The sequence below is a fragment of the Desulfuromusa kysingii genome (genome assembly GCF_900107645.1).
Taxonomy (GTDB): Bacteria; Desulfobacterota; Desulfuromonadia; order Desulfuromonadales; family Geopsychrobacteraceae; genus Desulfuromusa; species Desulfuromusa kysingii.
In genome coordinates this window covers 80,630-103,820 of the sequence record NZ_FNQN01000003.1, presented here as the reverse complement: position 1 = coordinate 103,820, position 23,191 = coordinate 80,630, and the positions used below count along the sequence as shown (strand labels likewise).

The window sequence follows — 23,191 nt, the reverse complement described above, 5'->3', positions numbered from 1 at the left end:
TCATCACTGGGCTGAGGTGGAGGTCTCTACTGGGGTTACTGTGGCTCCGGGTTTAATTTTCTGCAGACCGGCAACCACGACTTTGTCTCCAGCTTGTAATCCAGAACTGATCAGCCATTTATCACCCAAGGCTTTTGTCACTTCAACTGGACGTGTATTGACAATGTTATCGTCACCAACGGCCCAAACTGTTGTCACACCGCCGGTACTTCTAATGACCGACTGCTGGGGCACCAGAATGGCATTCTCAAGCTGAGTCTGCGCCACCCGGGCTTTAACAAATAGTCCGGGAAGCAAATAGCGATCAGGATTGGGGAAGAGAATCCGTAATTGAACCATGCCCGTCCCCTCATCAACGCTAATATCGGAGAACTGAACTTCACCTTTCAGTTCATAAGGTTCTTTTTCACCCTCAAGGATCAACTCGGCATTAATACTTCCGGTTTTATCTCCTGGAGCGACCTGCTTACGCAAATTCATCAATTCAGTACTGGACTGACTGACATCAACGTAAATTTTGCTCAGGTTCTGTATCGTGGCGAGAGCGGTCGCCTGATTAGCCGTCACCAAAGCCCCCTTGGTAACAGAAGATTTACCAATCTGTCCCGAGATCGGGGCAAATACCTTCGTGTAATCAAGGTTGATCTTGGACGCAGTCACAGCAGCCTGCGCCACAGCAACATCGGCCTTGGCCTGTTCCAGAGCGGCTACGGTGTCTTCGTAGCTCTGCCGACTGACTCCCCCGATCTCGACCAGTTTCTGATAACGTTTTGCTTTGGGCTCAACCGCCTTCAGATTTGCTTCGGCTTTACGCAAATTTGCAACATTACTCGCGTGTACCGCTTCATACGGAGCGGGGTCGATCTGATAAAGTTGCTGTCCCGCTTTGACCAGACTGCCTTCGGTGAAAAGACGGTCGACGATAATCCCTGTCACTTGCGGACGAATTTCAGCAACCTGATAAGACGACGTCCGGCCGGAAAGGTCACGGGTTAGCAATGTCTTTTGAGGTGTAATAGTAAAAACCGTCACCTCCACCGGCGGCGGTTGCGGTGCTGATACCTGAGCCTCAGTCGCCACTGTTTTGCCAGTCGTGTAATAATAACCTGTGCCGATCAAAGCCAGAATAACAATCCCGGCCAATACTTTCATTTTCATAGTTTCTCCTGCTGTTTTAGTATGACAACTCTATCGATCAAAGCTTTCACATCCGTCTTCATGCGTTGTAAATCGTGATCAACCTCTGTGCGATAAGATAAAGTCGTTAGTGGTCCTATGATCGTGCCGAAGAGCATTTCCGCCATGACGTAAGGGTCAATCGCAATAAATTCTCCAGACTCTATTCCTTCACGGCAAAGATTAGCCAAAGGGTGGAGAATCAATTCAATTTTCTCCAGCAAGACATCCTCGGCTGACTTTTTCCGTCTGACAAACTGAAAGTAGATGCAGACTTCATCGTGAACACTGTAAGCGCGATCAACAAAATCATGTAATCGAGCAATAGGTTTACCATTGCCCATCAATACACGCTCATTCGATTCCAAAAGAGGAATCAGAACCACTTGATGCACATGAGCGATCAAATCATCCTTATTCTCGAAATAGTTATAAAGCGTCCCTTTCGCGACTCCACACCCTTTCGCCACTTCATCCATCGTGACCGGTTGATCACGTTTGATCAAGTCAAGGACGACATCAACAATTTCATCACGCAACATCTGATCTAGGAGCTTTTTTTTACGACTGACTTCTTTCATCTTCTTCCTTGAAAGTGATTATCCAAAAATAGCAATATCATCACCACTGACCCCTTGCGGCCAGAATTTAACAGGGCTGAACGATTATCGTTCAGCCCTGTTTTCTTCACTGAAAACCGATTATGACTTTCGGGTCACTTTATGACCATAAAGTCATCACTGTCAATAGTAAGATATCAAAAAAATTGCTTCGAGGTCTCACCCCACCATTCTCACCTCTTGCAGCTTCAACCTAGCGGTATCCCCTGTCCCTATTATCGTGAAGGAGATTTTTGCGTCGTGACATGTTTCAGTAGAAAAGACGAACAGCTAACAGAGGTGGGAATGGTGACAAACGAGGAATCAAGCAACAGACGAGAGAAGTAATCGTAAACAAGATTAAATTCAAAAGATATTTTTTGTCATTACGGCTAAAACAGAACCAATAGAACCTATCAGGTTGATAGGTTTTTAAAACGAAACAAGCTCATCCCCAGACCGATGAACAGCCCCCCGGTTATACGATGCAGCCAGACCATCCGGTTGCGACCTGCAAGCCATATTTTGGCTTTCTTTGCGGTAAAACCATAGGTGCATAACGAAGTAAATGATATCGCTAAAAAAATGGCCGTCATAATAGTAAATTGCGGTACCACGTTGGCATCCAACTCTAAGAATTGAGGAAATATTGCAGTAAAAAATAAAATGGGCTTGGGATTGGTCACAGCAAGAAAAAACGCCTCATAAAAATAGGAAGATCTGCGCCTTTTCAAATCGGTATCTGGATCTACTTTCTCAAAGCTGAGCGTCTGACCTTTCAAAAAACACTTCACGCCGAGATAGATTAAGTAGAGAGCTCCAACGGATTTGACGATCATAAAAATCGTTGATGATGTCGTCAGCAAAAGACCCAGGCCCAACATTGACGCCGCCGAAAGGATAAACAATCCCAAACTATTCCCCAGTGAAGCAATGGCGACTGTTTTCATATCGGTTCTGATCCCATTCAGAACGGCAAGAACAATAGCAGGCCCAGGACTGGTGATATAGAAAAAAGCTACGACAAAGTAAATCAGTAAAGTTTCATGATTCATAAAATAGAGATTATTGCCAGAAGAATTTTCTGGCCTCATCCCGAGCCTGCAACTCGGTTATTCCGATGTCATGAAGTTGATAGGGGGTCATTTCTGCCAGTTGTTTTCTGGATATTGCATTTTGCCGCCACTTTTGCAGTGTCGTCAAACATTCCTGAACTTGTTGGTTGATATTCCATTTGCTGTTGTCAAAATTGATTGCCGACGATTTGTTGATCATTAAAGATTTTCTCATCATGGTGAACTCCTATCCATTGTCATTATTTAACCGGCATGCTACACCCTTATTCTGAACCGTAACAGATTCAGAAGGTATTTTTCTCAACCAGTACAGATCATGGTAGGTAAAAACTGTACTGGTCATTTATCCATAAAACTGTACTGGTGAAGTCGATGGAAAATAATTTATATTCTCAGTTGGCGGGGAAAATGGCTGGACTCATACGGACTGGAGCAATAACCGTTGGTGAACGGATGCCTTCGGTCAGACAATTATCAAAACTGGAAAATGTCAGCATTTCGACTGTGACAGCAGCCTATCACCTCCTAGAAGAGCAAGGTTGGATCGCAGTACGGCCCAAATCGGGATATTATGTGCGCAGGCAGGTTCGTGACTCTCTGGAAGTACCGAGCACATCCGAGATCCAATCTCGTCCAGTGCTCGCAACAACGTCCCAGTTGGTTATGGATGTACAGCGGGAGATTTCAAAACCCAATGCCGTCAGTTTCAGTCGGGCTATCCCAGCCACCGACTTCCCCATAACTCGACACTTGGAGCGGACCTACACTCGATTATCCAGAATGCGTAAACATCTCGGGATCGGTCATACCAACCCCGTGGGTCCTTACGAATTGCGGCAACAAATTGCCCATCACGCTGTAGATGCCGGGGTGGCAATATCGCCAGCTAGCATTGTCACAACAGCCGGGTGCTTAAATGCCATGGGGTTGTGTCTCCAGGTTTTGACTCAGCCTGGTGATGTCGTCGCGGTAGAGTCCCCTTGTTACTATGGTATTCTACAACTGATCGAGGCCTATGGTTTAAAAGCTGTCGAAATTCCCGTCCATCATCAGACGGGTCTGAGTCTGGGAGCCCTCAAGTTGGCAATGGAACAATGGCCCATCAAAGTAGTTTTATCGGTGTCGAGTTTTTCAAACCCTCTGGGATGCAGTATCCCGGACGAACGTAAAAAAGAGTTGGTTTTACTGTTGGAACAGTATCAGGTTCCCCTCATAGAAGATGATATCTATGGTGATCTCTATTTTGGTAGACGGCGGACCCGTGCAATTAAAGCATTTGATACTCAAGGACTGGTCTTGTTATGTTCATCACTCTCCAAAACGATTGATCCACAACTCAGAGTGGGCTGGATACTCTCCGAACGCTATTACCAAGAATTACTCCATCGAAAATTCCTCAATATGCTGTCGACCCCAATTCTCCCTCAACTGGTCAGTGCAGAGATCTTAAGCCAGGGGATTTATGAGCGCCATCTACGTCACGCTAGAGAAGCCTATCAATACCGCTATCGACATCTGGTTGATCTGGTTTCAGAACATTTCCCCACAACAACCAAGATTTCCCGTCCGCAAGGCGGCATTGTCGCCTGGTTTGAATTGCCGAAACATGTTGACGCGACCGAACTGTACCATTATGGCCGCAAACATGATGTCCTCATCGCCCCAGGTGAAATGTTCTCCCTCAACAAACAGTATCAACATTGTTTCAGATTGAACTACTCTGCCCGCTGGACTCCCGAAAAGGAGAAAGCGATAGAGAAATTGGGACAATGGGTTGCTGCCCGGTGCTCGACCTGACAACATCGGGATTTATGGTCAACCGAAGCAAAACGAAAAGATCGTTTTGCTTTTTCCATGTTAAGAACAGTTCCCTTTCCCCCCTTATTTAGTATATGTTCCCACGCATGATATTCAACATCGAAAAACATAAAGCCCTCTATGTCGTTTTTCTGGCAATGCTTGCGGCAACGCCTCCCCTGTCAACCGACATGTATCTGGCAGCCATCCCGCAAATTGCAGAGGGGTGGAATATTGGCGTCGACCTGGCAAACCTGACATTAGTGTTGTGGTTTCTAACTTTCAGCATTTGCATTCTGATCGCTGGATCACTATCAGATAAATATGGGCGCAAACCGATTCTCATTGCGGGTCTACTCATTTTTATCTGTGCCTCGTTCTTCTGCGCAGCATCACAAAATATTCATCAACTAATCTTATCCCGAATTTTTCAGGGGATGGGAGCCGCCGCACCGTCAGCGATCGTTATGGCGATCATCCGTGACCGTTTCAGCGGCGTGGAGAGACAACAGGCGATTGCATACGTGATGACCATCGTTGCGATTGCACCAATGGTTGCCCCGCTAATGGGTGCTTTTCTTCTAGAGTGGTACAGCTGGCGCGTCATTTTTTTGTTGCAGGGGTCTATGGTCCTGTTGACGTTGGTGATTGCTTCCAGTTTTTCCGAAACGCTTAAAGAAAAACTGACAACGCCGTTGTTGCATCTGGTGACACGCTACCGCATCCATTTCAGTAACCGGGAATTCATGTTTGCCAGTCTGGGGATGGGTCTCTTAAGTCTCCCGTTCTATGGCTACCTCGCCTTTTCACCAATCTATTATATCTCCTTGTTTGGACTATCGGAAAAGTTGTTCGGCCTGTTTTTCGGCCTCAATGCACTCAGTTCCATGTTCGGTGCCTATATGGCCACGAGGATCGCCAGACGAGTTGGAAGCAAAGGGGCAATTACCTGGTCAATATGCGGTTGTATTCTGGCCGGTTCAGGGTTGCTGTTGTTGGCGGCCCAACACTATCTGTTTTTCCTCTTCTTTATGGCCCTGTTTGCATTCAGTATCGGCTTCAGTCGTCCAATCAGTGCAGCCTTGATCCTCGGCCTAGTGCAAACGGACGTCGGCTCAGCGTCGTCATTCCTGATCTTTTATCAGTTCATTTCAGGCGCCTTATGTATGGCGATCGTCACTTATCAGTGGAGTCATCCCGTCCTGGTCTACAGCCTGTTGACCTTGGTGACCTCTCTTGTCGTTTTGTTGATCTGGAAAATGATAGAAGGTCAAATCAACTCAGAACATTGAGTTGCGCCAGTGTGAATGAGCACCTTAAAATTTTCTGTATATGAGATGCTCATAGATGTAGACACATGATCACAGTTTTGAAAGCTGGATTTCTGCCGACTTTCAGGAATCCAGAATGATATCAAGACCGGAAAGGAGCGAGATAACTTCAGGCACAGAAAAGTGAGTCTGTTTCAATATATTATAATCCGGGTTAATGGCGTAATTGGTTGCCTGACGCATATCAGCTTGAGTGAAATTGGTTTTTGCAAAACGACTGCCTGAGAAATTAGTCAAAGCAAAGACACCTTTCGCCAAAATGGCTTCGGTAAAATCAACCTCCATGGCACTACAATCGGTCATTATTATCTTTGACAGGTTCAAACCAAAAAAAGATGAGGAATTAAGCGTGCACGCATAAAAATTAATCCTCGGGGACATCGATGCTTCAGCCCAATCGACTCCAATGGCCTTACAGTTCCTGAAATCAACATCAATAAAAGAACAGTCTTTAGGCTTTATCAAACTAAGATTGCACGCCATAAAGGTACTATTTTCAAAGCGACATTTATTAAACGTCGAGCCGCTAAAATTACAAGCGCTAAAGTCGCAATGATTAAATTCAAAACCATTTATATCCTGTTCCGTTATGCACAAATTTTTAAATTCAATCCCGTCATTATAATTTTCAAAATATGCCATCTTTTACCTCAGGCGATAAATCCCGTCCTTTTTGCATCGCGACAGATTGCTGCCTCTTAAATAGAAAAATTCATAGATCTGCATGATATCTTAAATTAATTCCCTGCACTCTGTTTATAGTACGGTACAATTTTAAGATCTACCCATTACCTGTTTGACTCATACGGTAGAGCTAGTCTGCCGACAAATCTGTTTTATTCGGCGGGAAAACGATGCTATTTTTAACCTGTATCTCAGCTTAAAAGGATGCAAAAAAAATAAAACTTAAAGGATTTATTATGCTGGATCCCAGCCTCGATTTTCAGATTGAACAACTTGGCAGTTGCCACTTTACATCACCCATGCGAGGGGTGCAGTTTGCCGACGAGAACGAACGACTACTCTACCATTCCAGTCCTGAAGATTTACGCCCTTATATTGCAGCGGGGCTTGAACCACCGAGTATGGAACGCGCAGGGCCTCGCCAGCAGATTTTCTTTGATCGGCATCAGCTTTCCTGCGGCATTGTCAGTTGCGGAGGGCTGTGTCCCGGCATCAACAATGTGATTCGTGCCGTGGTCATGAGTCTTTATCACCACTACGGAGTTAGACGCATTCTCGGTTTTCGCTACGGTTTCAAAGGGCTGGTCAAACGTCATGATGTTCCACCAGTCATTTTAAGTCCTGATGCCGTTAATCATATCAGCGAGTTAGGTGGAACGATACTCGCATCGTCACGCGGGCCTCAAGATGCGGTGGAAATGGTCGACTATCTGCAAGAATTAGGCGTCGGTATTCTCTTCACCATCGGAGGTGATGGGACTCTGAAAGGAGCTGCCACAATTGCCGCAGAAGTCAAGCGCCGGGGTTTGCCACTGAGTGTTATCGCCATCCCCAAGACCATTGATAACGACATTTGTTTTGTCAATAAAACCTTTGGCTTTGAGACCGCCGTTGCTGCTGCGCAGAATGCGATTAATGCCGCACACTCTGAAGCGACCGGCGCGTTCAATGGCATTGGTCTGGTCAAATTGATGGGACGCGATTCTGGCTTTATTGCGGCTCAAGCGACCCTGGTCAACGGCCAAGTCAATTTCTGTCTGACCCCTGAAGAACCTTTTAACCCCCATGAACTGATGCAGAAACTAGAAGAACGTTTAACACGCAGAGGCCACGCTGTCATTGTTGTCGCAGAGGGGGCGGGGCAAGAATTGATGACCGTCACCGGCAAACGTGACAGTTCAGGGAATCTACAGTTAGGAGATATCGGCGAGTGGCTGCGCGACACGATTAAGAGCCACTTTACCGAAATAAAAACAGAAATCACCCTTAAATATATTGATCCGAGTTACATTATCCGTAGTCAGCCTGCCAACGCCCACGATTCAGCATTTTGTCTGCTGCTCGGACACAACGCAGTCCATGCCGGCATGAGCGGGCGGACCAATATGGTCCTGGGTTCGTGGAATAATCAGTTTACCCATATTCCTATAGCGCTGGCGACGCGACAACGCAAAAGAATTGACCCCAAAGGCTGGTTCTGGAGCAGCGTACTCGCCTCAACCGGACAGCAAGGAGATATTGCGGAACTTTGATCAGCCAAGGGATAAATTAATAGTTTTGGCAGTGGAGCAATAAAACCACATCAAGGAGAGAAAAATGCAATCCAAACCCGAAAATATTCATCTCGCATATGACGAGGCAGGAACAGGTCAGGCGGTCCTGTTAATTCATGGATTCCCCCTCAACCGACAGATGTGGCAACCGCAAATTGAAGCATTGAGTGCTGCAGGCTTCAGAGTGATTGCCCCAGATCTACGCGGCTTCGGAGAAAGCGAGGCAGGAGAATCTCCCGGTACAGTCGAAGCGATGGTTGATGATCTGATCAACCTGCTGGATCGATTGCAGGTGGAAAAAGCTGTAGTTGCTGGTATGTCCATGGGAGGTTACTTATTACTTGACCTGCTCCAGCGTTATCCGCAACGGATAAGCGCCGCCTGCTTTGTGGTCACCCGCAGTGACGCCGACGATGAAACAGGACGAGCCAAGCGTGATCACCTAATCGCCGAGATTGAAGCGGGTCGTCCCCAGACCGTGGCCGATGCCTTTCTCCCAGTCCTCTTCGCCCCCCACAGCACACAAAACCGGCCGGAATTAATCGCTAAGGTCCAGAGCTGGATGACCGCGACATCAACAACAGGTCTTATCCATGGGTTGCAGGCGATCCGAGATCGACGCGACGCGACTCCATTATTGGCGACCCTGCAACTTCCGACGTTAATCATCGGTGCCGAAGACGACCAGGCCATTCCGCCCGAGAAATCAATCGCTCTGGCTGCACAGATCCCCGCCTCCAGACTTGCAATGCTGTCAGCAGTCGGACATCTGGGGAACCTTGAGAATGGAGATCTCTTCAACGAAGTCCTCATCTCTTTTCTCCGTTCAGTGCAGACGGTCTGATCACTGTCAAGTTTTATTGAGTTGAGTGAGCTTGCTTGTTTTGAAGCAGAAACGGCATCGACACATTTTCATCAGATTTATCACTCATTGGCTCCGTAGCAACTAACCATGGTTCAAACCGGCGACCGTACGCCACCTCAACCCGGTAACGGGGTGGCCTGAAATCAGGGGAACCTGACCTATCCTGAGCCAGGATACCAGCAAACATATTGCGGTGTTTGCGTGAAACATGGATATTGCCAATGCTTAATCGGGTGATAAGTCCGGACACAGATGTCTCTTTTTTAGCAACATAAGCCCCTGGCTTGACCAGCCCTTTGGTGATGATGAAAATTGAGCGATCAGGATATTGCTCTCTTAATTTTTGCGGATTGACTCCGGCGTCGATGGCAAACAGGCGAGATGCGGTAACCTGTTCACGCTTTACCCGCTTTTTTGCTTGCTCAACGCTCGCACGTATTTTTTTATCATCAGGAGCAGAATCTAATCTATCCTGCTCTTTTCTGAATGAAAGCACTGCTCTACTCACAGCTTTCTGGTAAGAGGCCCCATCATTTTCAAGCACAATAAAAACTTCTTTAGGGATTGACCGGCGGGCAAAAGATTGAGCGTTGTTGACATTGCTAACTTTATCGATATTAAAACCCAGCTCCGCTAATTTTTCAGCATCCAACCAGGCCGGTGCCCCCCAATAATTGTAATTATTTCCATCTTGATCCCGGCTTAAAGTCCGCCAGTTGAGATGGAGTTTCAGACCACTGTTTTCTCGACCAGAGTGATGCGATAACGACAATTCCCTCTCGGTAAGAGTTATCTGCGATTCTGGTGTCCCGAGTCTATTTATCACCACAACCGAGAGCACGACAACATTGGTCACGATCAGGATCGCAAATGCGAAAACATACAAAATCCGGGGGGACAAGGGTCGTTTCATATTGAAACCTCCTGACCCGATTGACTCTGTGTCTTTCGCAGCCGCTTGAAAATCAACAACATCAAGATAGCGGTCAGACCAATAAGGAGGAAAAAGAGCGACTTCGGCATCCAATCCCACCACCAATCATAAAATTTGGTATACAGAAAGATCGTGAAGAAAACATTGCCGCAATTGACAACCTCAGACCAGCCCTTCCTTATCCCCAGCCATATCGCAGCGGCGCTACAGATAAAGCCAATAAGCTGATAAAGACTCTCTACCCCTTCAGAACTCAGAGGCATGTAGCTGATCCTGCCCCAGTTGGATAGAATCAAAACGGGAACAAAAAACAACAGTAGCGCAAAGACTCGATAGATGACAGAAAAGCCTGAGTATTTATGATGGGGAAAAAGAGGGATCAAAAAAAGGAAGAGAGCCGCCGGAAAGAAATTCTCCGGTCGTTCGCCAAAATGGATCCAATAACAACCGCTCCAAGTTCCTGTCTGGGCCGACAGAAAAGCGGCACTACATATTATCCCCACGGCAAGCAGCAGGCGTACATCAGAGGCATAAGCAAGAAAAAATGCAAACATCGCCCATAACAGAAAAGCATTGGCAGATGGGGTTATATTGAAGATCTGTCCGAGCATAGATAGATTCAAAACAAAACAACCAAAGCTGACTAACCCCAGAAGCTTTGAAAAATAGCCGGTTTTCTCCCGGTACGAGGCGTAAACAGTCGCAGACAACCCCAGCAGGGGGGCAACGATTAAGATCAAAACCTGCGTTGCCGTTGTGAATCGTCCCCAGAATTGATAAAAAAGAAAAAACACACTGGCAGCCAGCCCGAGCGCCCCCAGGAACGAAGCGATCTTCATCCCGAGACTGAACTGTTTCTCCCGCTTATTGACATCGATATCAAAAGCAGCCGCCAGTTGTGCTATCAGGTCAGCATGGTAGTTGGCAATCGCAGAGCGGTCACTCTCTTGCAGGGAGATAATCTTTTCCTGTTCGATTAACGCCAATTCAGCCTGAAAATCAGCAATCTGATCAACTCTGCGCTGGGCATCAGCTTTTGACTGTAACTGCATAAATTTACCCCCTGACAACGTCATTATTTTAGTTATGCCAAGAAAGATAGACTCTTGCAAAACCCGATCAAGAGAGTCAAAATAACGGCGAGCCTTTTACCATTGGAAAAGTTATCAGCCATGAACAATAAACAAATCGAATCAATCACCACAGATATGACTTTGCTGGACATTATCAGTGCCCACCCTGCAACGGAAGCGATCTTCAAATCATACGATGGGCAGGTGGGAGAATGTATCTGCTGTCAGATGCTGTTTGAATCGGTACAGCAGGTTGCGGAAAAATATCACCTAAATTTAAACGAGTTATTGGCAAAATTGAACTCTGTTACAACTGATTGACCAGTAAAACCTACTGTCGCCCCTCATAAAGAACTTTCCAATCGCCCTGCTCTTTCACCATGTAGAGACGCTTATGGGTGTTACCGTTGAAGTTATTGGAACGGTAATGTTGCACAAAGTTAGCAACAACCATGGGGCGGGATTCTTTATCCCCCGGATAGCTTAAAACTGAGATATCAGAGAGGTCGATTTTCTGAAATTTCTTACTGGAAAACACCTGCCTTTTATATGTAGCCCACCCCTCTTTATCATACTTTTTTGACCAGAAATCCTCGGCATACATATCCAGATAAGAATTTAAATCCGCGCGTTCCCAATTTTGTCGCCAGTTTTCCAAAGCCGCTTGGACTTCAATATTCTGATCCAACCATTCCCGACTCGAGACCCAATCAACTGACTCACTGATAATAATAGGTGTGCGGCCGATTTCAACATACTGTCCAATGCGGGTAAACTCTTCGTTGGTTAAGACCACACATCCTTCACTATCCAGGGGGGGGCGACTATAGAGAGATTTATCGGTGCCATGTAGCCATATCCCCTTGCCTGTCTTGCGTAAACGATGATCGTATTCGTTTGGATAATTCACAGGAAAGGCACCACTACCATAGAGCGGTGGCAGTTTTTCATCGGGAAGGTAACTGGTGACAAAATAGACACCGCTGGGAGTTTTCAAGTCGCCTTCGCGGTATTTTTCACCGGTCTTTTTTCCTAGGACAACATAGAAATCGTCCACCAATTCAGGGGACAAGCCGGGGCCGGAGTTATGATAAACATACAGTCGATTCTTACTTTTATCGACCAGTAAGGCATACTCAGTTTCACTGCTTAAGGCAAGCAGAGCACGGGGAACCTCAACCCCGTCGACCAGAAATAGATATCCTTGAAGACGGGCTCTGGCTTCACTTTGAAGTTGTTGGATCCGTTTTTCCTGCGTACTGTTATTGGTTTGAATTAATCCATTGTGACCAAAAGCATCAACCTGATTGAACCGCGCCATCAGCAGATCGCCCAGAATTAAATGGGCGAGCTGAAATTTTGGCGCACGTTGCGTTAAGGTGCGTAATTCAGTAATCGCATCATCTAATCCGCCCACCTGAAACGATAATAAACCTTTGAGTAAACTTGCTTCATAATCATCAGGGTTGCGCTCTAACCGGCGGTTCAAACGATCAAAGAGAACCTCCACTTGGGAATTGACTTCTCCGCTCTGTGGCGACTTGATTCCTTGATCAAAAGATGGAAAAGACGGAGCCGTCGGCCCCTCTTGAACCTGCTGCTGAGTCCAGAGAGCTCCGACCTTAACCCCGGTCAGCCCCAAAAGTCCAACAATCAGAACAGAGATAGTAATCCGTTTCAGCATCAACGAACTCTCCCGATAGAACGCTCACGAACAATCTTCCAACCATTATCTGTCTGCTGCAAATCAAAAACTTTTTTAAAGCGATCACTCAGAAGGTTACTGGTATAACTCTGAATAAGCTCCACTTGTTGAACCTTATCTTCACCCGGTATCACTTGGAATGCATCCAGCGTTACCTGGATCTCTTTTGGCGCCCGTATCCGGGTGCGACGTTGAGCTTCCCAGTCAGCCCGGCTTCTCCCGGCAGGAGGGACAAACTGTTCTCCATAAAAACTCAGATAAGCATCGACATCCTGGTTTGACCACGCTTGTGCCCATCGTTGGAGAAAACTTTCAGGCTTCTCCGACGATAAATCGGTCGCAACATCTTCGTTCTTCCCATCGTTATCCGGAGCACCTTGTTGTGCGACCGCAACGATCAACTCTTCGGTATTATGGGCTTGCGCCTCCTCGGCAATTTTAACTGCAGGTGGCGACTGATTAACAGGACTGACAGCCGGCGTCTCCTCGGATTCAGGATTCAGAGTCGCAACAGAAGCAGAAATCTGCTCACCCGCTGTCGATAACGATGCCGTCGCTGTCGCTGTATCCGCAGCAGGGACCAAGCTCTTTCCAGCGACAGTGGTGTCCGATTGCAGTTTCACAACTCCCTTGCTAGAGAAAACCGGCAAGGAGACAGTCTCTTTAAGTCGATTAATCTGTAAAGCTCGACCATAGGCCCCCCTGGCCATTTCAGCATACACAGATCCCAGATTCCGATAGATCGTGGCATACTTCTCATCCGTCGCCAACGCCTGCTCTAAATAATCACGCGCCTGTTCATAATTACCCTGAGCCGCATAAAAAGCGGCCAAATTGTTGTAGGCTCGTGGATCCTCCGGATTCGCAGCAATATTATTTTTAAACTCAGCTTCAGCACCGTTGAAATCTTCATCCTGCCACAACTGCAATCCAAGATCTAAATCAGCTATGGTAGTATCGTCACCAATAACTGTTGATTCAACCACCGCAGGAACAGTTCCGGGGATCGACGGGCTGAGGAAAAAATACAAACCAGAACCGATCGCGATGCCAAGGAGCAGAATCAGAACAAGGCGTCCAAAGCCTGTCTTGTTTTCTTGAACAACTTGATCCAGTTCGACAACCGTATCAATTTGGGCCTCTTCTATCTGCGACACCAAGGGCTCTGAATCATGGAATTCAGTGGCATGCTCCTTGAGTCGGGCTTCAATGCGAGCAGCAAGTTCAGAACTATCCAGAGCCTCATCAAGGAGCGAGACACTTGCAGTTGTCGGGGAGTCTTCCACAGGATGATCTCCTGATGACCTGTCAGTCTCGATCTGATCAAGCAGATGTGATTCCGCTATATCACCAATGTTATGGATCAATTCATCCACAGTAATACGTTCGGCGCTACTCAGTTCTGTCATTGCAATCAGCAAAGGTTGAAGAACCTGTAAGCTTTCAGGAAGCGGGGGGAATTCTCCCTGAAGGTGCTGCTTGGCAATGGCAAAAGGCTCATCACCAGAGAAAGGGGGACCGCCGGTCAGCAGATGATAAAGAATACAGCCCAAGCTGTAGATATCGGAGGCACTACTTGAAGTTTCGCCACGGACTTGTTCCGGGCTGGTATATTGAGGGTCAATTCCGGAATGGAAATCCAGTCGGATCAGTTGACTCAAAGCAAATTCGGCAAGATAAGGGGATGCAGCATCAATATAGATGTTTTCTGGTGAAATGTTGCCATGCCAGAAACCGGCATTATGCACTGCACTCAAGTGAGTTGCAATCTTTTGCAGTAGGACCACAGCTTGTTGCGCCGAATAGCCATCCACAAGAGTTTGCCGTAAGGACCTTCCTTGCGGACGGAGGTAAAGATAGGCCAACTGTCCATCTATTTCTCCAGCGTTCAGAGGGACCCCTACCCCGGGGAAAGCTTGACTGGATAGCCAGCTCGCTTGCTCTATACATGCGTGTTGCTGCCGTTGATTCAACAACGGGTCAGGATGGAGCAGAAACAGTTTAGCGGTCTTGCCATCGACACAACGGGTCAGATAGCTCGCATAGATATTATTGTCCGATAACTGTTTGTCAATCTGACAATCAAAAACCGAGTCACCACTTTCCAGCATACAGATCCTCAAGAGATGAATAGATACAATAAGTTAGTCACTCATAATATGGACAGAAACAGCAAAAAGCAAGCCGCTATTGGATGGAGCCTGGGGCTAAGGAAACATTGGCACAATACCCAAACCGATCGCATCCTTAAAACCGCACATAATGTTCATATTCTGAACCGCCTGACCAGCAGCACCTTTAACCAGGTTATCAATAGCGGATATAACAATAACTCGCCCCGTATGTGGATCGCTGACAAGACCAATATCGCAGAAGTTTGTACCACGGATATAAGCAATGTTCGGAAGTTGCTCACCAGGCATCACCCGGACAAATTGCTCATCGGCATAGCGCTGTCGATACAGGTCAAGCAGCTCATCTGATGATTTTGTCTCAAGCAGATCAGCATAACAGGTAGAGAGTATCCCCCGGTTCACCGGGAGCAAGTGAGGGGTAAAACTTAAACGGATATCGGTCGCCGCAAGACTGGCGAGTTCCTGTTCGATCTCGGGAGTGTGTCGATGACTGGCGATACCATAAGCCTTAAACCCTTCATTGGACTCACAGAAGAGGCTCCCGAGTTTTACCCCGCGACCAGCGCCGCTGACCCCTGATTTACTGTCCACAATCAGAGTCTTGGGGTCGATCAACTGTTCCTCAAGCAAAGGGGCCAAAGCCAGGATCACACTGGTCGGATAACAACCGGGGTTGGCAATTAACCGCGCTGAACGGATCTGCTCAGCATAGAGTTCAGGCAGGCCATAGACAGCTTCAGCAAACAGCTCTGGACTGGTATGGGGTTGGTACCACTGCTGATAGACATCCTGATCTTTTAAACGGTAGTCCGCAGAAAGATCTATCACCTTACATCCAGCATCAAGGAATCCAGGCACAACTTCCATCGCTGACTTGTGTGGCAAAGCGGTAAAAACCACGTCAGCACGGGCTGCGATAGCGGCAACATCAAGGGGTTCACACAACAGGTCGCAGAAACCGCTTAAAGAAGGGAAAACCTGATGAATCGGCAACCCCTCATGTTGTCGAGAGGTGACACAACAGATTTCAACCTCGGGATGTCCAACCAGGATCCGTAACAATTCAGCACCGGTATAGCCACTGGCTCCGACAATAGCAACTTTCAACATAGAGTTCTCCGTATTCAACAAAAATGATTAAGCACTCAATAAATCTTAGACAAAAAAAAGGGAAACCCAGCTGGGCTTCCCTTTTTCTTTTATTATATCCAGCAGATAATTGCCAAAAGATGGAATTAACGTTTGGAGAACTGGAAACTCGCACGAGCAGCTTTACGACCGTATTTCTTACGCTCTTTAATACGACTGTCGCGAGTAATAAATCCTGCTTGCTTCAGAGTGCCCCGAAGTTCTGGGTTAACATCCAGCAGAGCCTTGGTGATTCCATGTCTGATTGCACCAGCTTGGCCAGAAATACCGCCTCCGGAAACGTTGATAAAAAAGTCAAACTTACCAAGATTATCAGTCAACTCCAGAGGTTGATGAATAACCATTTTTGACGTCTCACGACCGAAGAAAACATCCAAAGGACGTTTATTCACGGTAATCACACCCGTACCTGGTTTCATCCAAACACGTGCGATTGAGGTTTTTCTTTTGCCAGTTGCATAATACTTCTGCTCAGCCATCTATATCTCCCGGTTTTATAACTTCAGTTCTTTAGGTTGCTGTGCGGCATGAGGATGTTCACCACCGGCATAAACCTTGAGTTTACGAAACATTTTACGACCCAACTTATTCTTGGGCAGCATCCCCTTGACAGCGGTTTCAACCAGCATCTCAGGTTTCTTTTGAAGTAATTTCTCAGCACTGATTTCCTTGATACCGCCCTGGAAACCGGTGTGGTGATAATACTTTTTATCTGCCATCTTGTTGCCTGTCAATCTGATTTTATCAGCATTGAGAACAACAACAAAGTCACCAGTATCTACACTGGGGGTATAAATCGGCTTGTGTTTACCACGTAAAACACGAGCTATTTCAGTTGCAGCACGACCAAGAACGACATCTTCTAAGTCTACAACAAACCAATCTCTTATAATATCTTGCTCTTTAGCGACCAAAGTACTCATCGCATTCCTCTCTGAACTTATGACATAAGGGTTGTAGGGCTCACAAAGCGGATAACCTATCCGACTAGCCCCTTGCTGTCAAGAAAATTCGACAGCCGCGAAATTGACTTTCCTAGTTTCTGCCTCTTAGGATTATAGATTCAAAACCAAACTTCCATCAGGCAGAGCCCCTGTGCAGGAGCCGTGAGGGGTGAAGGGGCAGACCCTGCATCTACCAAGAGTGACCGTATCGTACTCACGGGTCTTTTACCTCGCCCTATTTGTACCAGAGTCCCAACCATCATTCTAATCATATTGCGCAAAAAACCACTACCACAAACATCAATATAGAGCAAGGGTGCATCGCCACTGAATGTGATTGAAAATATTTCTCGAACAGTGGTGCCTGCGGAACAGCCCGAAGTACGAAATGCAGCAAAATCATGCTGACCGATAAAGCTCTGTGCTGCTTGTTGCATCTTTTCAAGATCAAGCGGTTTCTTAACTTGCCAACTGTCGATGCGATCCAAAGGTGAGCGAACGGGATCACATAAAATAGTATAGCGATAACGCTTGCCCCGCGCTGAAAACCGGGCATGAAACTGTTCATCCACCTGTTCTGCATGGCGGACGACAATATCATCGGGCAAAAACCGGTTCAACCCTTCCCGCCAGGCAGTCTCCGGAAGTATTTTTTCAGTATCAAGATGGCAGACCATCCCCCGGGCATGGACACCGGAGTCAGTTCGCCCCGAGGAGTAGACCCTGTGGGTAATCCCGGTTAAATCCTTTATTGCTTGCTCTAACCGTTGCTGAACAGAGATGCCGTTCGGTTGATACTGCCAGCCAACATAATTTGTCCCATCATAAGAGACGATCAATTTGATCCTGACCATCTCAAACCTGCCACAGCAATAGAATGATAATTAAGCCGCCAACGGCTGTCATTAATGCGTGACGATCAAACTTAGCGCCTTCCCGATCGGCACCCTGCTCCAGCAGTTGAGATCCCGAATTGATCTCTCTTGCCAACGCATCGGCACCATCAAACAATCGAGTCAGCAGAGGCTCAACATGACAAATCCAGCCTTTAATCCCGGAACGACCGGCATGATTTTCTTTGCGCTCTGCTTTTAGAATAGCAACCTCAGCTTGAATCAGTGGAAAGAAATGGAGCACCAGCAATAACATCCCCCCGGCCTCTTTCACCGGAACACGCAATCGTTGCAATGGTGCCAGAAGGGTTGTCAGTCCTGCTGCCAAGGCTTCAGGGCGAGTCGTCCAAGCAAGCAGCAACGAAAACAAAACCGCCAGGACAAATTGGGTATTAATCATCAAGCCGCGCACTAAGCCATCATATGAAATCCAACTGGTGCCAAACAGGGTGCGTCCAGGGGTAAAAAACAGATGAACGATGAGGGTAAATACAAGCAGCCAGCGCAACATCTTGATGATCCTCAAGACATCATAAAAAACCTGAGTTGAGACTCCTGCCACGGCAAACCAAAGACAACAAATCAACAGCAGCCTTTGTGGGGTCGTGGCGGAGAACAAACAAACGGCCAAACCCAGAACCAGTAGCAACTTGACCCGCGGATCGGTTCGGTGTAGAAAACTATTCCCAGAACGGTAAGAACCTTCAGTCATAACCAACAAATACAGACAGGTTCATCCAGGGGACAGACGTCATTGCCTGTCCCCCGAACAAAATCAGCGATTAAGTTGAGCAATGATTGCATCACCCATCTCAGAGGTATTAACTTTCTTCTCGTTATCGCCTCCTTGATAAATATCACCAGTGCGATAACCGTTATTCAAAACTACTTCAACAGCAGCATTGATAGCATCAGCAGCGGCAACCATATTAAAAGAGTAACGTAACATCATTGCAGCGGAAAGAATCTGTGCGATCGGATTAGCGATCCCCTGTCCGGCAATATCTGGAGCACTCCCACCTGAAGGCTCATACATGCCGAAGGAACCTTCGGCCAAGGAAGCAGAAGGTAACATGCCAAGCGAGCCCGTCAACATTGCGGCTTCGTCGGAAATAATATCGCCAAACATATTACTACAAAGCATGACATCAAACTGTTTCGGCCAGCGCACCAACTGCATCGCCGCGTTATCAACATACATGTGGGACAGCTCAACATCGGGATACTCTTTGGACACACGTTCCACAACTTCACGCCAGAGTACCGAGGTTGACAACACATTAGCTTTATCGATAGAGCAAACTTTGCTGCCACGCTTTCGAGCAGCTTCAAAAGCAACGTGGGTAATTCGTTCTACCTCTGCGGCGGAATATTTCATGGTATCAAAACCAGTCTTTTCACTACCCTCGCCTTCAATCCCTTTAGGAGTTGAAAAATAAATTCCCCCAGTCAACTCACGGACAACAAGGATGTCGAAACCACCTTTGATCACGTCATCTTTTAAGCTCGAAGCCCCCGTCAGTGCCGGAAAAATAATCGCCGGACGCAGGTTACAGAACAGACCGAAAATTTTCCGTAAAGGGAGTAGAGCTCCACGCTCTGGTTGTTCGTCTGGAGGGAGAGTCTCCCACTTGGGACCACCGACGCTACCGAAAAGTATCGCATCAGATTGCTTACAAATATCCACAGTGGTATCAGGCAAAGCCTTGCCTTCATTGTCAATACCTGCGCCGCCAACATTGGCGAGTGTCCGTTTAAAACTGACGTCATATTTTTTTTCGACAGCATCCAACACTTTAAGTGCTTCTGCCATCACCTCAGGACCTATCCCGTCTCCGGGCAAAACCGCAACTGTAAAACTGTTAGCCATGTTCAAGTTCCTCCATAAAATAAAACCCCTATAAATTATGCGGGGTAAAGCGGCTAAACTATAGGAAAAAGGATCTTTTGTGTCAAACCATTTCTGACGATAGGGACGACTGGAAGCATCAGTGTAGATGTGTTATTGTTCCACGTTCTATTGAATACCGATGACACAGCAGATAAATCAAACTGACTCAAACAATGCACCATCAACAGGAGGACTTATGCGTCTGATTTTACCGTTTTTCATAATCTTTGTCTTAACTGCGACCCTGCCCACATACGCGGCAGCCGACAGCGATGGCAACCAACAGCTTTCTAAAGATGATGCCATCAAGGCCTTGCAAGGGATTCAAGGTGAAGTGGTCTCAGTAGACCCCGCAGAAATGCCTGGGTTATTCCGTGTTGCCATGAGAATGCAAGGGAAGGTCATCCCCCTCTACCTTGATGCCAGCGGTGCATATTTATTCACCGGAAACGTCATCAGGATTGAAGACCGCAAGAATCTGACTGAAGCATACTACCAAAAACTGAACCCGGTTGACATATCAACCATCCCGCTTGAAGATGCCCTGATCTTGGGCAACCCGGAAGCATCCCAACGGACAATAGTGTTTACAGACCCCCACTGTCCCTACTGCACCAAACTTCACAAAGTTCTCCATGACGCGATCAAGACAAATCCGGATCTAGTGTTTTACATCAAGCTGATCCCTTTTAAACAAAGTTCGCAAAAGATCACCCAAACCATCCTTTGCAACAAATCAATGGAACAGCTTGAAATGGCGTTCTCAGGACAGGCGCTTCCTGAACCGACCTGTGAGACAGACACCATTGCTAAGAATCTGGCTCTAGCTCAGGCATTAAATATTCGTGGAACTCCTGCACTGGTCTTACCCAACGGACAACTCTCCTCGGGATATAGTCCGCTGGAAGATCTCTTAAAAATGATTGAAGAAAACCGCGTTGCCGCTAAATAACGTTAAAAATTCAAAGAGCCGATGTACTTGAGTACTTCGGCTCTTTGAATCCTATCAACAGAAGTGTTAGCGATTAGCCTTTAATTGTTCCAGATCACGCACTGCCCCACGTGCCGCGCTGGTCGTTGTTGCCGCGTACGCCTGCAAAGCACGACTGACAACTCGTTGTCGCAGGGTCGGTTGCCAGGCCTGATCTCCTCTGGAAAGCATCTCGGTCTGACGCTGCTGTAACACCTCTTCGCTAACTTGCATTGAAATTTTTCGTGCCGGGATATCAATATCAACCCGATCACCGTCTTGCAGTAATGCTATTGATCCACCTTCAGCGGCTTCAGGTGATATATGTCCAATCGACAACCCTGAAGTTCCACCAGAGAAACGGCCGTCGGTAATTAACGCGCAGGCTTTTCCAAGACCTTTCGATTTCAGATAACTGGTTGGATAGAGCATCTCCTGCATACCGGGGCCCCCTTTTGGCCCTTCATAGCGAATCACCACCACATCACCGGGCTGGACGACGTCACCAAGAATCCCTTCAATCGCATCCTCCTGGCTTTCAAATATGCGAGCAGGGCCAGAGAAGGTCAGGTTCGACTCATCAACGCCAGCAGTCTTGACAATACAGCCATCAAGGGCCAAGTTGCCATAAAGGACGGCCAGACCACCATCCTGACTGTAGGCATGTTTCTGATCCCGGATACACCCTTTTTCACGATCCAGATCAAGGGAAGTCGAACGATTATTCTGGGCAAACGCCTCGACACAACGCACACCACCGGGGGCTGCACGATAAAATTCATGCACATCAGGGGCATCAGTACGCAAAACATCCCAGCAATCCAGCGCTTCTCCCAGGGTTGGACTATGCACTGTCGGGACATTGCGTTGGATCAATCCGGCTCGGTCCAATTCTCCAAGAATAGCAAAGATACCACCGGCGCGATGAACATCTTCCATATGATAATGTTGAACCGCTGGAGCAACTTTACACAGATTTGGCGTCTGTAAGGACAGGCGGTTAATATCGGCCATGGTAAAATCAACTTCACCTTCACGGGCAATTGCGAGCAGATGAAGAATGGTATTTGTCGATCCCCCCATAGCGATATCAAGACGCATGGCATTTTCATAGGCACCACGGCATGCGATAGATCGTGGCAAAACCCGCTGATCATCGTCTTCGTACCACCGTTTCGTTAAATCCATAATCCGCTTTGCTGCTTCAAGAAATAGCCCCTTACGATCCGCATGGGTAGCAACTAGACTGCCATTTCCTGGCAATCCCATGCCTAAAGCTTCCGTCAAGCAATTCATCGAGTTGGCGGTAAACATCCCCGAACAGGAGCCGCAGGTTGGACAGGAACTCCGTTCGTAAACAGCAACATCTTCATCACTCACTTCCGGATTGGCGGCGGCAACCATAGCGTCCACCAGATCCAATGCGAGCTTCTTTCCCTGGAGTGTCGCCCGTCCTGCTTCCATAGGACCGCCGGAGACAAAAATTGTCGGGATATTCAAGCGCATAGAGGCCATCAACATACCAGGGGTAATCTTGTCACAGTTAGAGATACAGACCAACGCATCAACACAATGGGCGTTGGCCATATACTCAACAGTATCAGCGATCAGCTCACGTGAAGGGAGACTGTAGAGCATCCCCTGATGTCCCATTGCAATGCCGTCACAGATCGCCATGGTATTAAACTCTTTAGCGATACCGCCATGTGCTTCAATCTGAGAAACGACAAGCTGACCCAGATCTTTTAAGTGCACATGACCTGGGACAAATTGGGTAAAAGAATTCACCACCGCGATAATCGGCTTGCCAAAATCTTTTGGTTTGACCCCCGTTGCCAACCACAGGGCGCGGGCCCCAGCCATGTTCTTCCCCTGAACGGATTGTGCAGATCTATAAATTGGCATAATGTCCTCTTTGTTGATGTTAAAATGATATTTAGTTATTCGTATTTCTTGTAAATTTCGCGGCAAATATTAGCACATTTTGCTGCCCTCTGTCATGAACTGTCGTAGACAAGCTGATATCAATCAAGGGCATCAGGAGCCAAAGTCAACACGACTGACAATCGAATTGAGAATGTCGCAGTATCGACTGAAGCGACCACCAACTCGTCATCGTCGCTATCAGTAATTTCGATTGTTTCACTCATTGCTTCATTGGCAAGGGTTAGAGCCGTGGTTGAGAACAATGGCTCCGGGAGAGGATCAACAGCATTACAAACAAATTGTCCGTCGCCCCATAAAAACATCACGATTGAATCAAAATAAAATCCAACCTTCCTCCTGGTGCCAAGCCTAAAATATTACTTTATTTTAATTATCTTATCCTGTACATTTGAATTTACTTTTAAAATGGACTATTTATCGCATGCGTTTGATCCTTCTTCACATAAAAGAAGCGCTACCTTTTATAAAA

General features: G+C 47.0%; 23 protein-coding genes. 6 read left to right on the top strand and 17 right to left on the bottom strand.

Annotation, left to right across the window (positions count from 1 at the left end):
* Nucleotides 1-3 precede the first annotated feature (3 nt).
* The 4 genes from BLU87_RS05795 to BLU87_RS05780 form a co-directional block, all read right to left on the bottom strand.
* Nucleotides 4-1,158, bottom strand: a complete 1,155-nt coding sequence (locus BLU87_RS05795) for an efflux RND transporter periplasmic adaptor subunit (RefSeq protein ID WP_092345668.1) — start codon at nt 1,156-1,158, stop codon at nt 4-6.
* Nucleotides 1,155-1,757 (bottom strand): TetR/AcrR family transcriptional regulator, encoded by a 603-nt coding sequence (locus BLU87_RS05790; RefSeq protein ID WP_092345666.1) that lies wholly within the window; start codon nt 1,755-1,757, stop codon nt 1,155-1,157. Before BLU87_RS05790 ends, BLU87_RS05795 begins: the two co-directional genes overlap by 4 nt.
* A 434-nt stretch (nt 1,758-2,191) precedes the next feature.
* On the bottom strand, nt 2,192-2,830 hold the full coding sequence (locus BLU87_RS05785; protein WP_092345664.1) for a LysE family translocator: 639 nt from the start codon (nt 2,828-2,830) through the stop codon (nt 2,192-2,194).
* 10 nt (nt 2,831-2,840) lie between these two features.
* Nucleotides 2,841-3,068 carry a DUF1127 domain-containing protein gene (locus tag BLU87_RS05780; RefSeq protein ID WP_092345662.1) on the bottom strand — a complete coding sequence of 76 codons (228 nt, stop codon included), beginning with the start codon at nt 3,066-3,068 and terminating at the stop codon, nt 2,841-2,843.
* A gap of 155 nt (nt 3,069-3,223) precedes the next feature.
* Here BLU87_RS05780 and BLU87_RS05775 point away from each other — a divergent pair, with 155 nt between their 5' ends.
* Together BLU87_RS05775 and BLU87_RS05770 are read left to right on the top strand one after the other, a co-directional pair.
* Nucleotides 3,224-4,648: an aminotransferase-like domain-containing protein gene (locus BLU87_RS05775; protein ID WP_092345660.1), complete on the top strand. Its 1,425-nt coding sequence runs from the start codon at nt 3,224-3,226 to the stop codon at nt 4,646-4,648.
* A gap of 107 nt (nt 4,649-4,755) precedes the next feature.
* Entirely contained in the window at nt 4,756-5,940 is a 1,185-nt protein-coding gene (locus BLU87_RS05770; RefSeq protein ID WP_092346253.1) for a multidrug effflux MFS transporter, read from the top strand.
* A 102-nt stretch (nt 5,941-6,042) separates the two neighbouring features.
* On the opposite strand, the gene BLU87_RS05765 is transcribed toward BLU87_RS05770, so the two are convergent.
* Entirely contained in the window at nt 6,043-6,621 is a 579-nt protein-coding gene (locus tag BLU87_RS05765; RefSeq protein WP_092345658.1) for a pentapeptide repeat-containing protein, read from the bottom strand.
* 278 nt (nt 6,622-6,899) lie between these two features.
* On the opposite strand from BLU87_RS05765, the gene BLU87_RS05760 reads away from it, so the two are divergent.
* Nucleotides 6,900-8,195: an ATP-dependent 6-phosphofructokinase gene (locus BLU87_RS05760; protein ID WP_092345656.1), complete on the top strand. Its 1,296-nt coding sequence runs from the start codon at nt 6,900-6,902 to the stop codon at nt 8,193-8,195.
* 64 nt (nt 8,196-8,259) lie between these two features.
* Nucleotides 8,260-9,060, top strand: coding sequence for an alpha/beta fold hydrolase (locus BLU87_RS05755; protein WP_092345654.1), 801 nt, complete (start codon nt 8,260-8,262; stop codon nt 9,058-9,060).
* A 13-nt stretch (nt 9,061-9,073) separates the two neighbouring features.
* On the opposite strand, the gene BLU87_RS05750 is transcribed toward BLU87_RS05755, so the two are convergent.
* Entirely contained in the window at nt 9,074-9,994 is a 921-nt protein-coding gene (locus tag BLU87_RS05750) for a DUF4824 family protein (RefSeq protein WP_092345652.1), read from the bottom strand.
* The gene (locus tag BLU87_RS05745; protein WP_092345650.1) at nt 9,991-11,067 is read right to left on the bottom strand and encodes a DUF2157 domain-containing protein; all 1,077 of its coding nucleotides are present in this window, start codon (nt 11,065-11,067) and stop codon (nt 9,991-9,993) included. Before BLU87_RS05745 ends, BLU87_RS05750 begins: the two co-directional genes overlap by 4 nt.
* 120 nt (nt 11,068-11,187) lie before the next feature.
* Here BLU87_RS05745 and BLU87_RS05740 point away from each other — a divergent pair, with 120 nt between their 5' ends.
* Nucleotides 11,188-11,409 carry a hypothetical protein gene (locus tag BLU87_RS05740; RefSeq protein ID WP_092346251.1) on the top strand — a complete coding sequence of 74 codons (222 nt, stop codon included), beginning with the start codon at nt 11,188-11,190 and terminating at the stop codon, nt 11,407-11,409.
* A gap of 10 nt (nt 11,410-11,419) precedes the next feature.
* Here BLU87_RS05740 and BLU87_RS05735 read toward each other — a convergent pair whose 3' ends face one another.
* From BLU87_RS05735 to leuB, 8 genes are all read right to left on the bottom strand, one after another.
* Nucleotides 11,420-12,772 carry a L,D-transpeptidase Cds6 family protein gene (locus BLU87_RS05735; RefSeq protein ID WP_092345648.1) on the bottom strand — a complete coding sequence of 451 codons (1,353 nt, stop codon included), beginning with the start codon at nt 12,770-12,772 and terminating at the stop codon, nt 11,420-11,422.
* The gene (locus BLU87_RS05730) at nt 12,772-14,904 is read right to left on the bottom strand and encodes a protein kinase domain-containing protein (RefSeq protein WP_092345646.1); all 2,133 of its coding nucleotides are present in this window, start codon (nt 14,902-14,904) and stop codon (nt 12,772-12,774) included. The genes BLU87_RS05735 and BLU87_RS05730 overlap by 1 nt, the downstream gene beginning before the upstream one ends.
* A gap of 96 nt (nt 14,905-15,000) precedes the next feature.
* A complete protein-coding gene (gene argC, locus BLU87_RS05725; RefSeq protein WP_092345644.1) occupies nt 15,001-16,038 on the bottom strand; it encodes an N-acetyl-gamma-glutamyl-phosphate reductase in 1,038 nt (345 codons plus the stop codon).
* A gap of 125 nt (nt 16,039-16,163) precedes the next feature.
* Complete coding sequence (gene rpsI / locus BLU87_RS05720; RefSeq protein ID WP_092345642.1) at nt 16,164-16,556, bottom strand: 30S ribosomal protein S9; 393 nt, start codon at nt 16,554-16,556, stop codon at nt 16,164-16,166.
* Nucleotides 16,557-16,571: 15 nt separating this feature from the next.
* Nucleotides 16,572-17,000 carry a 50S ribosomal protein L13 gene (gene rplM, locus BLU87_RS05715; RefSeq protein ID WP_092345640.1) on the bottom strand — a complete coding sequence of 143 codons (429 nt, stop codon included), beginning with the start codon at nt 16,998-17,000 and terminating at the stop codon, nt 16,572-16,574.
* A gap of 140 nt (nt 17,001-17,140) precedes the next feature.
* Nucleotides 17,141-17,875 (bottom strand): tRNA pseudouridine(38-40) synthase TruA, encoded by a 735-nt coding sequence (gene truA / locus BLU87_RS05710; RefSeq protein ID WP_092345638.1) that lies wholly within the window; start codon nt 17,873-17,875, stop codon nt 17,141-17,143.
* Nucleotide 17,876: 1 nt separating this feature from the next.
* The gene (locus tag BLU87_RS05705; RefSeq protein WP_092345636.1) at nt 17,877-18,626 is read right to left on the bottom strand and encodes an energy-coupling factor transporter transmembrane component T family protein; all 750 of its coding nucleotides are present in this window, start codon (nt 18,624-18,626) and stop codon (nt 17,877-17,879) included.
* Nucleotides 18,627-18,689: 63 nt separating this feature from the next.
* The gene (gene leuB, locus BLU87_RS05700) at nt 18,690-19,784 is read right to left on the bottom strand and encodes a 3-isopropylmalate dehydrogenase (protein ID WP_092345634.1); all 1,095 of its coding nucleotides are present in this window, start codon (nt 19,782-19,784) and stop codon (nt 18,690-18,692) included.
* 217 nt (nt 19,785-20,001) lie between these two features.
* Between leuB and BLU87_RS05695 the strand changes: the two genes are divergently transcribed.
* Nucleotides 20,002-20,757 carry a DsbC family protein gene (locus BLU87_RS05695; RefSeq protein ID WP_175498280.1) on the top strand — a complete coding sequence of 252 codons (756 nt, stop codon included), beginning with the start codon at nt 20,002-20,004 and terminating at the stop codon, nt 20,755-20,757.
* A gap of 66 nt (nt 20,758-20,823) precedes the next feature.
* Here BLU87_RS05695 and ilvD read toward each other — a convergent pair whose 3' ends face one another.
* Both ilvD and BLU87_RS05685 read right to left on the bottom strand, forming a co-directional pair.
* Entirely contained in the window at nt 20,824-22,680 is a 1,857-nt protein-coding gene (ilvD, locus tag BLU87_RS05690; protein ID WP_092345630.1) for a dihydroxy-acid dehydratase, read from the bottom strand.
* Nucleotides 22,681-22,799: 119 nt separating this feature from the next.
* Nucleotides 22,800-23,027 carry a hypothetical protein gene (locus BLU87_RS05685; protein WP_139167475.1) on the bottom strand — a complete coding sequence of 76 codons (228 nt, stop codon included), beginning with the start codon at nt 23,025-23,027 and terminating at the stop codon, nt 22,800-22,802.
* Nucleotides 23,028-23,191 lie beyond the last annotated feature (164 nt).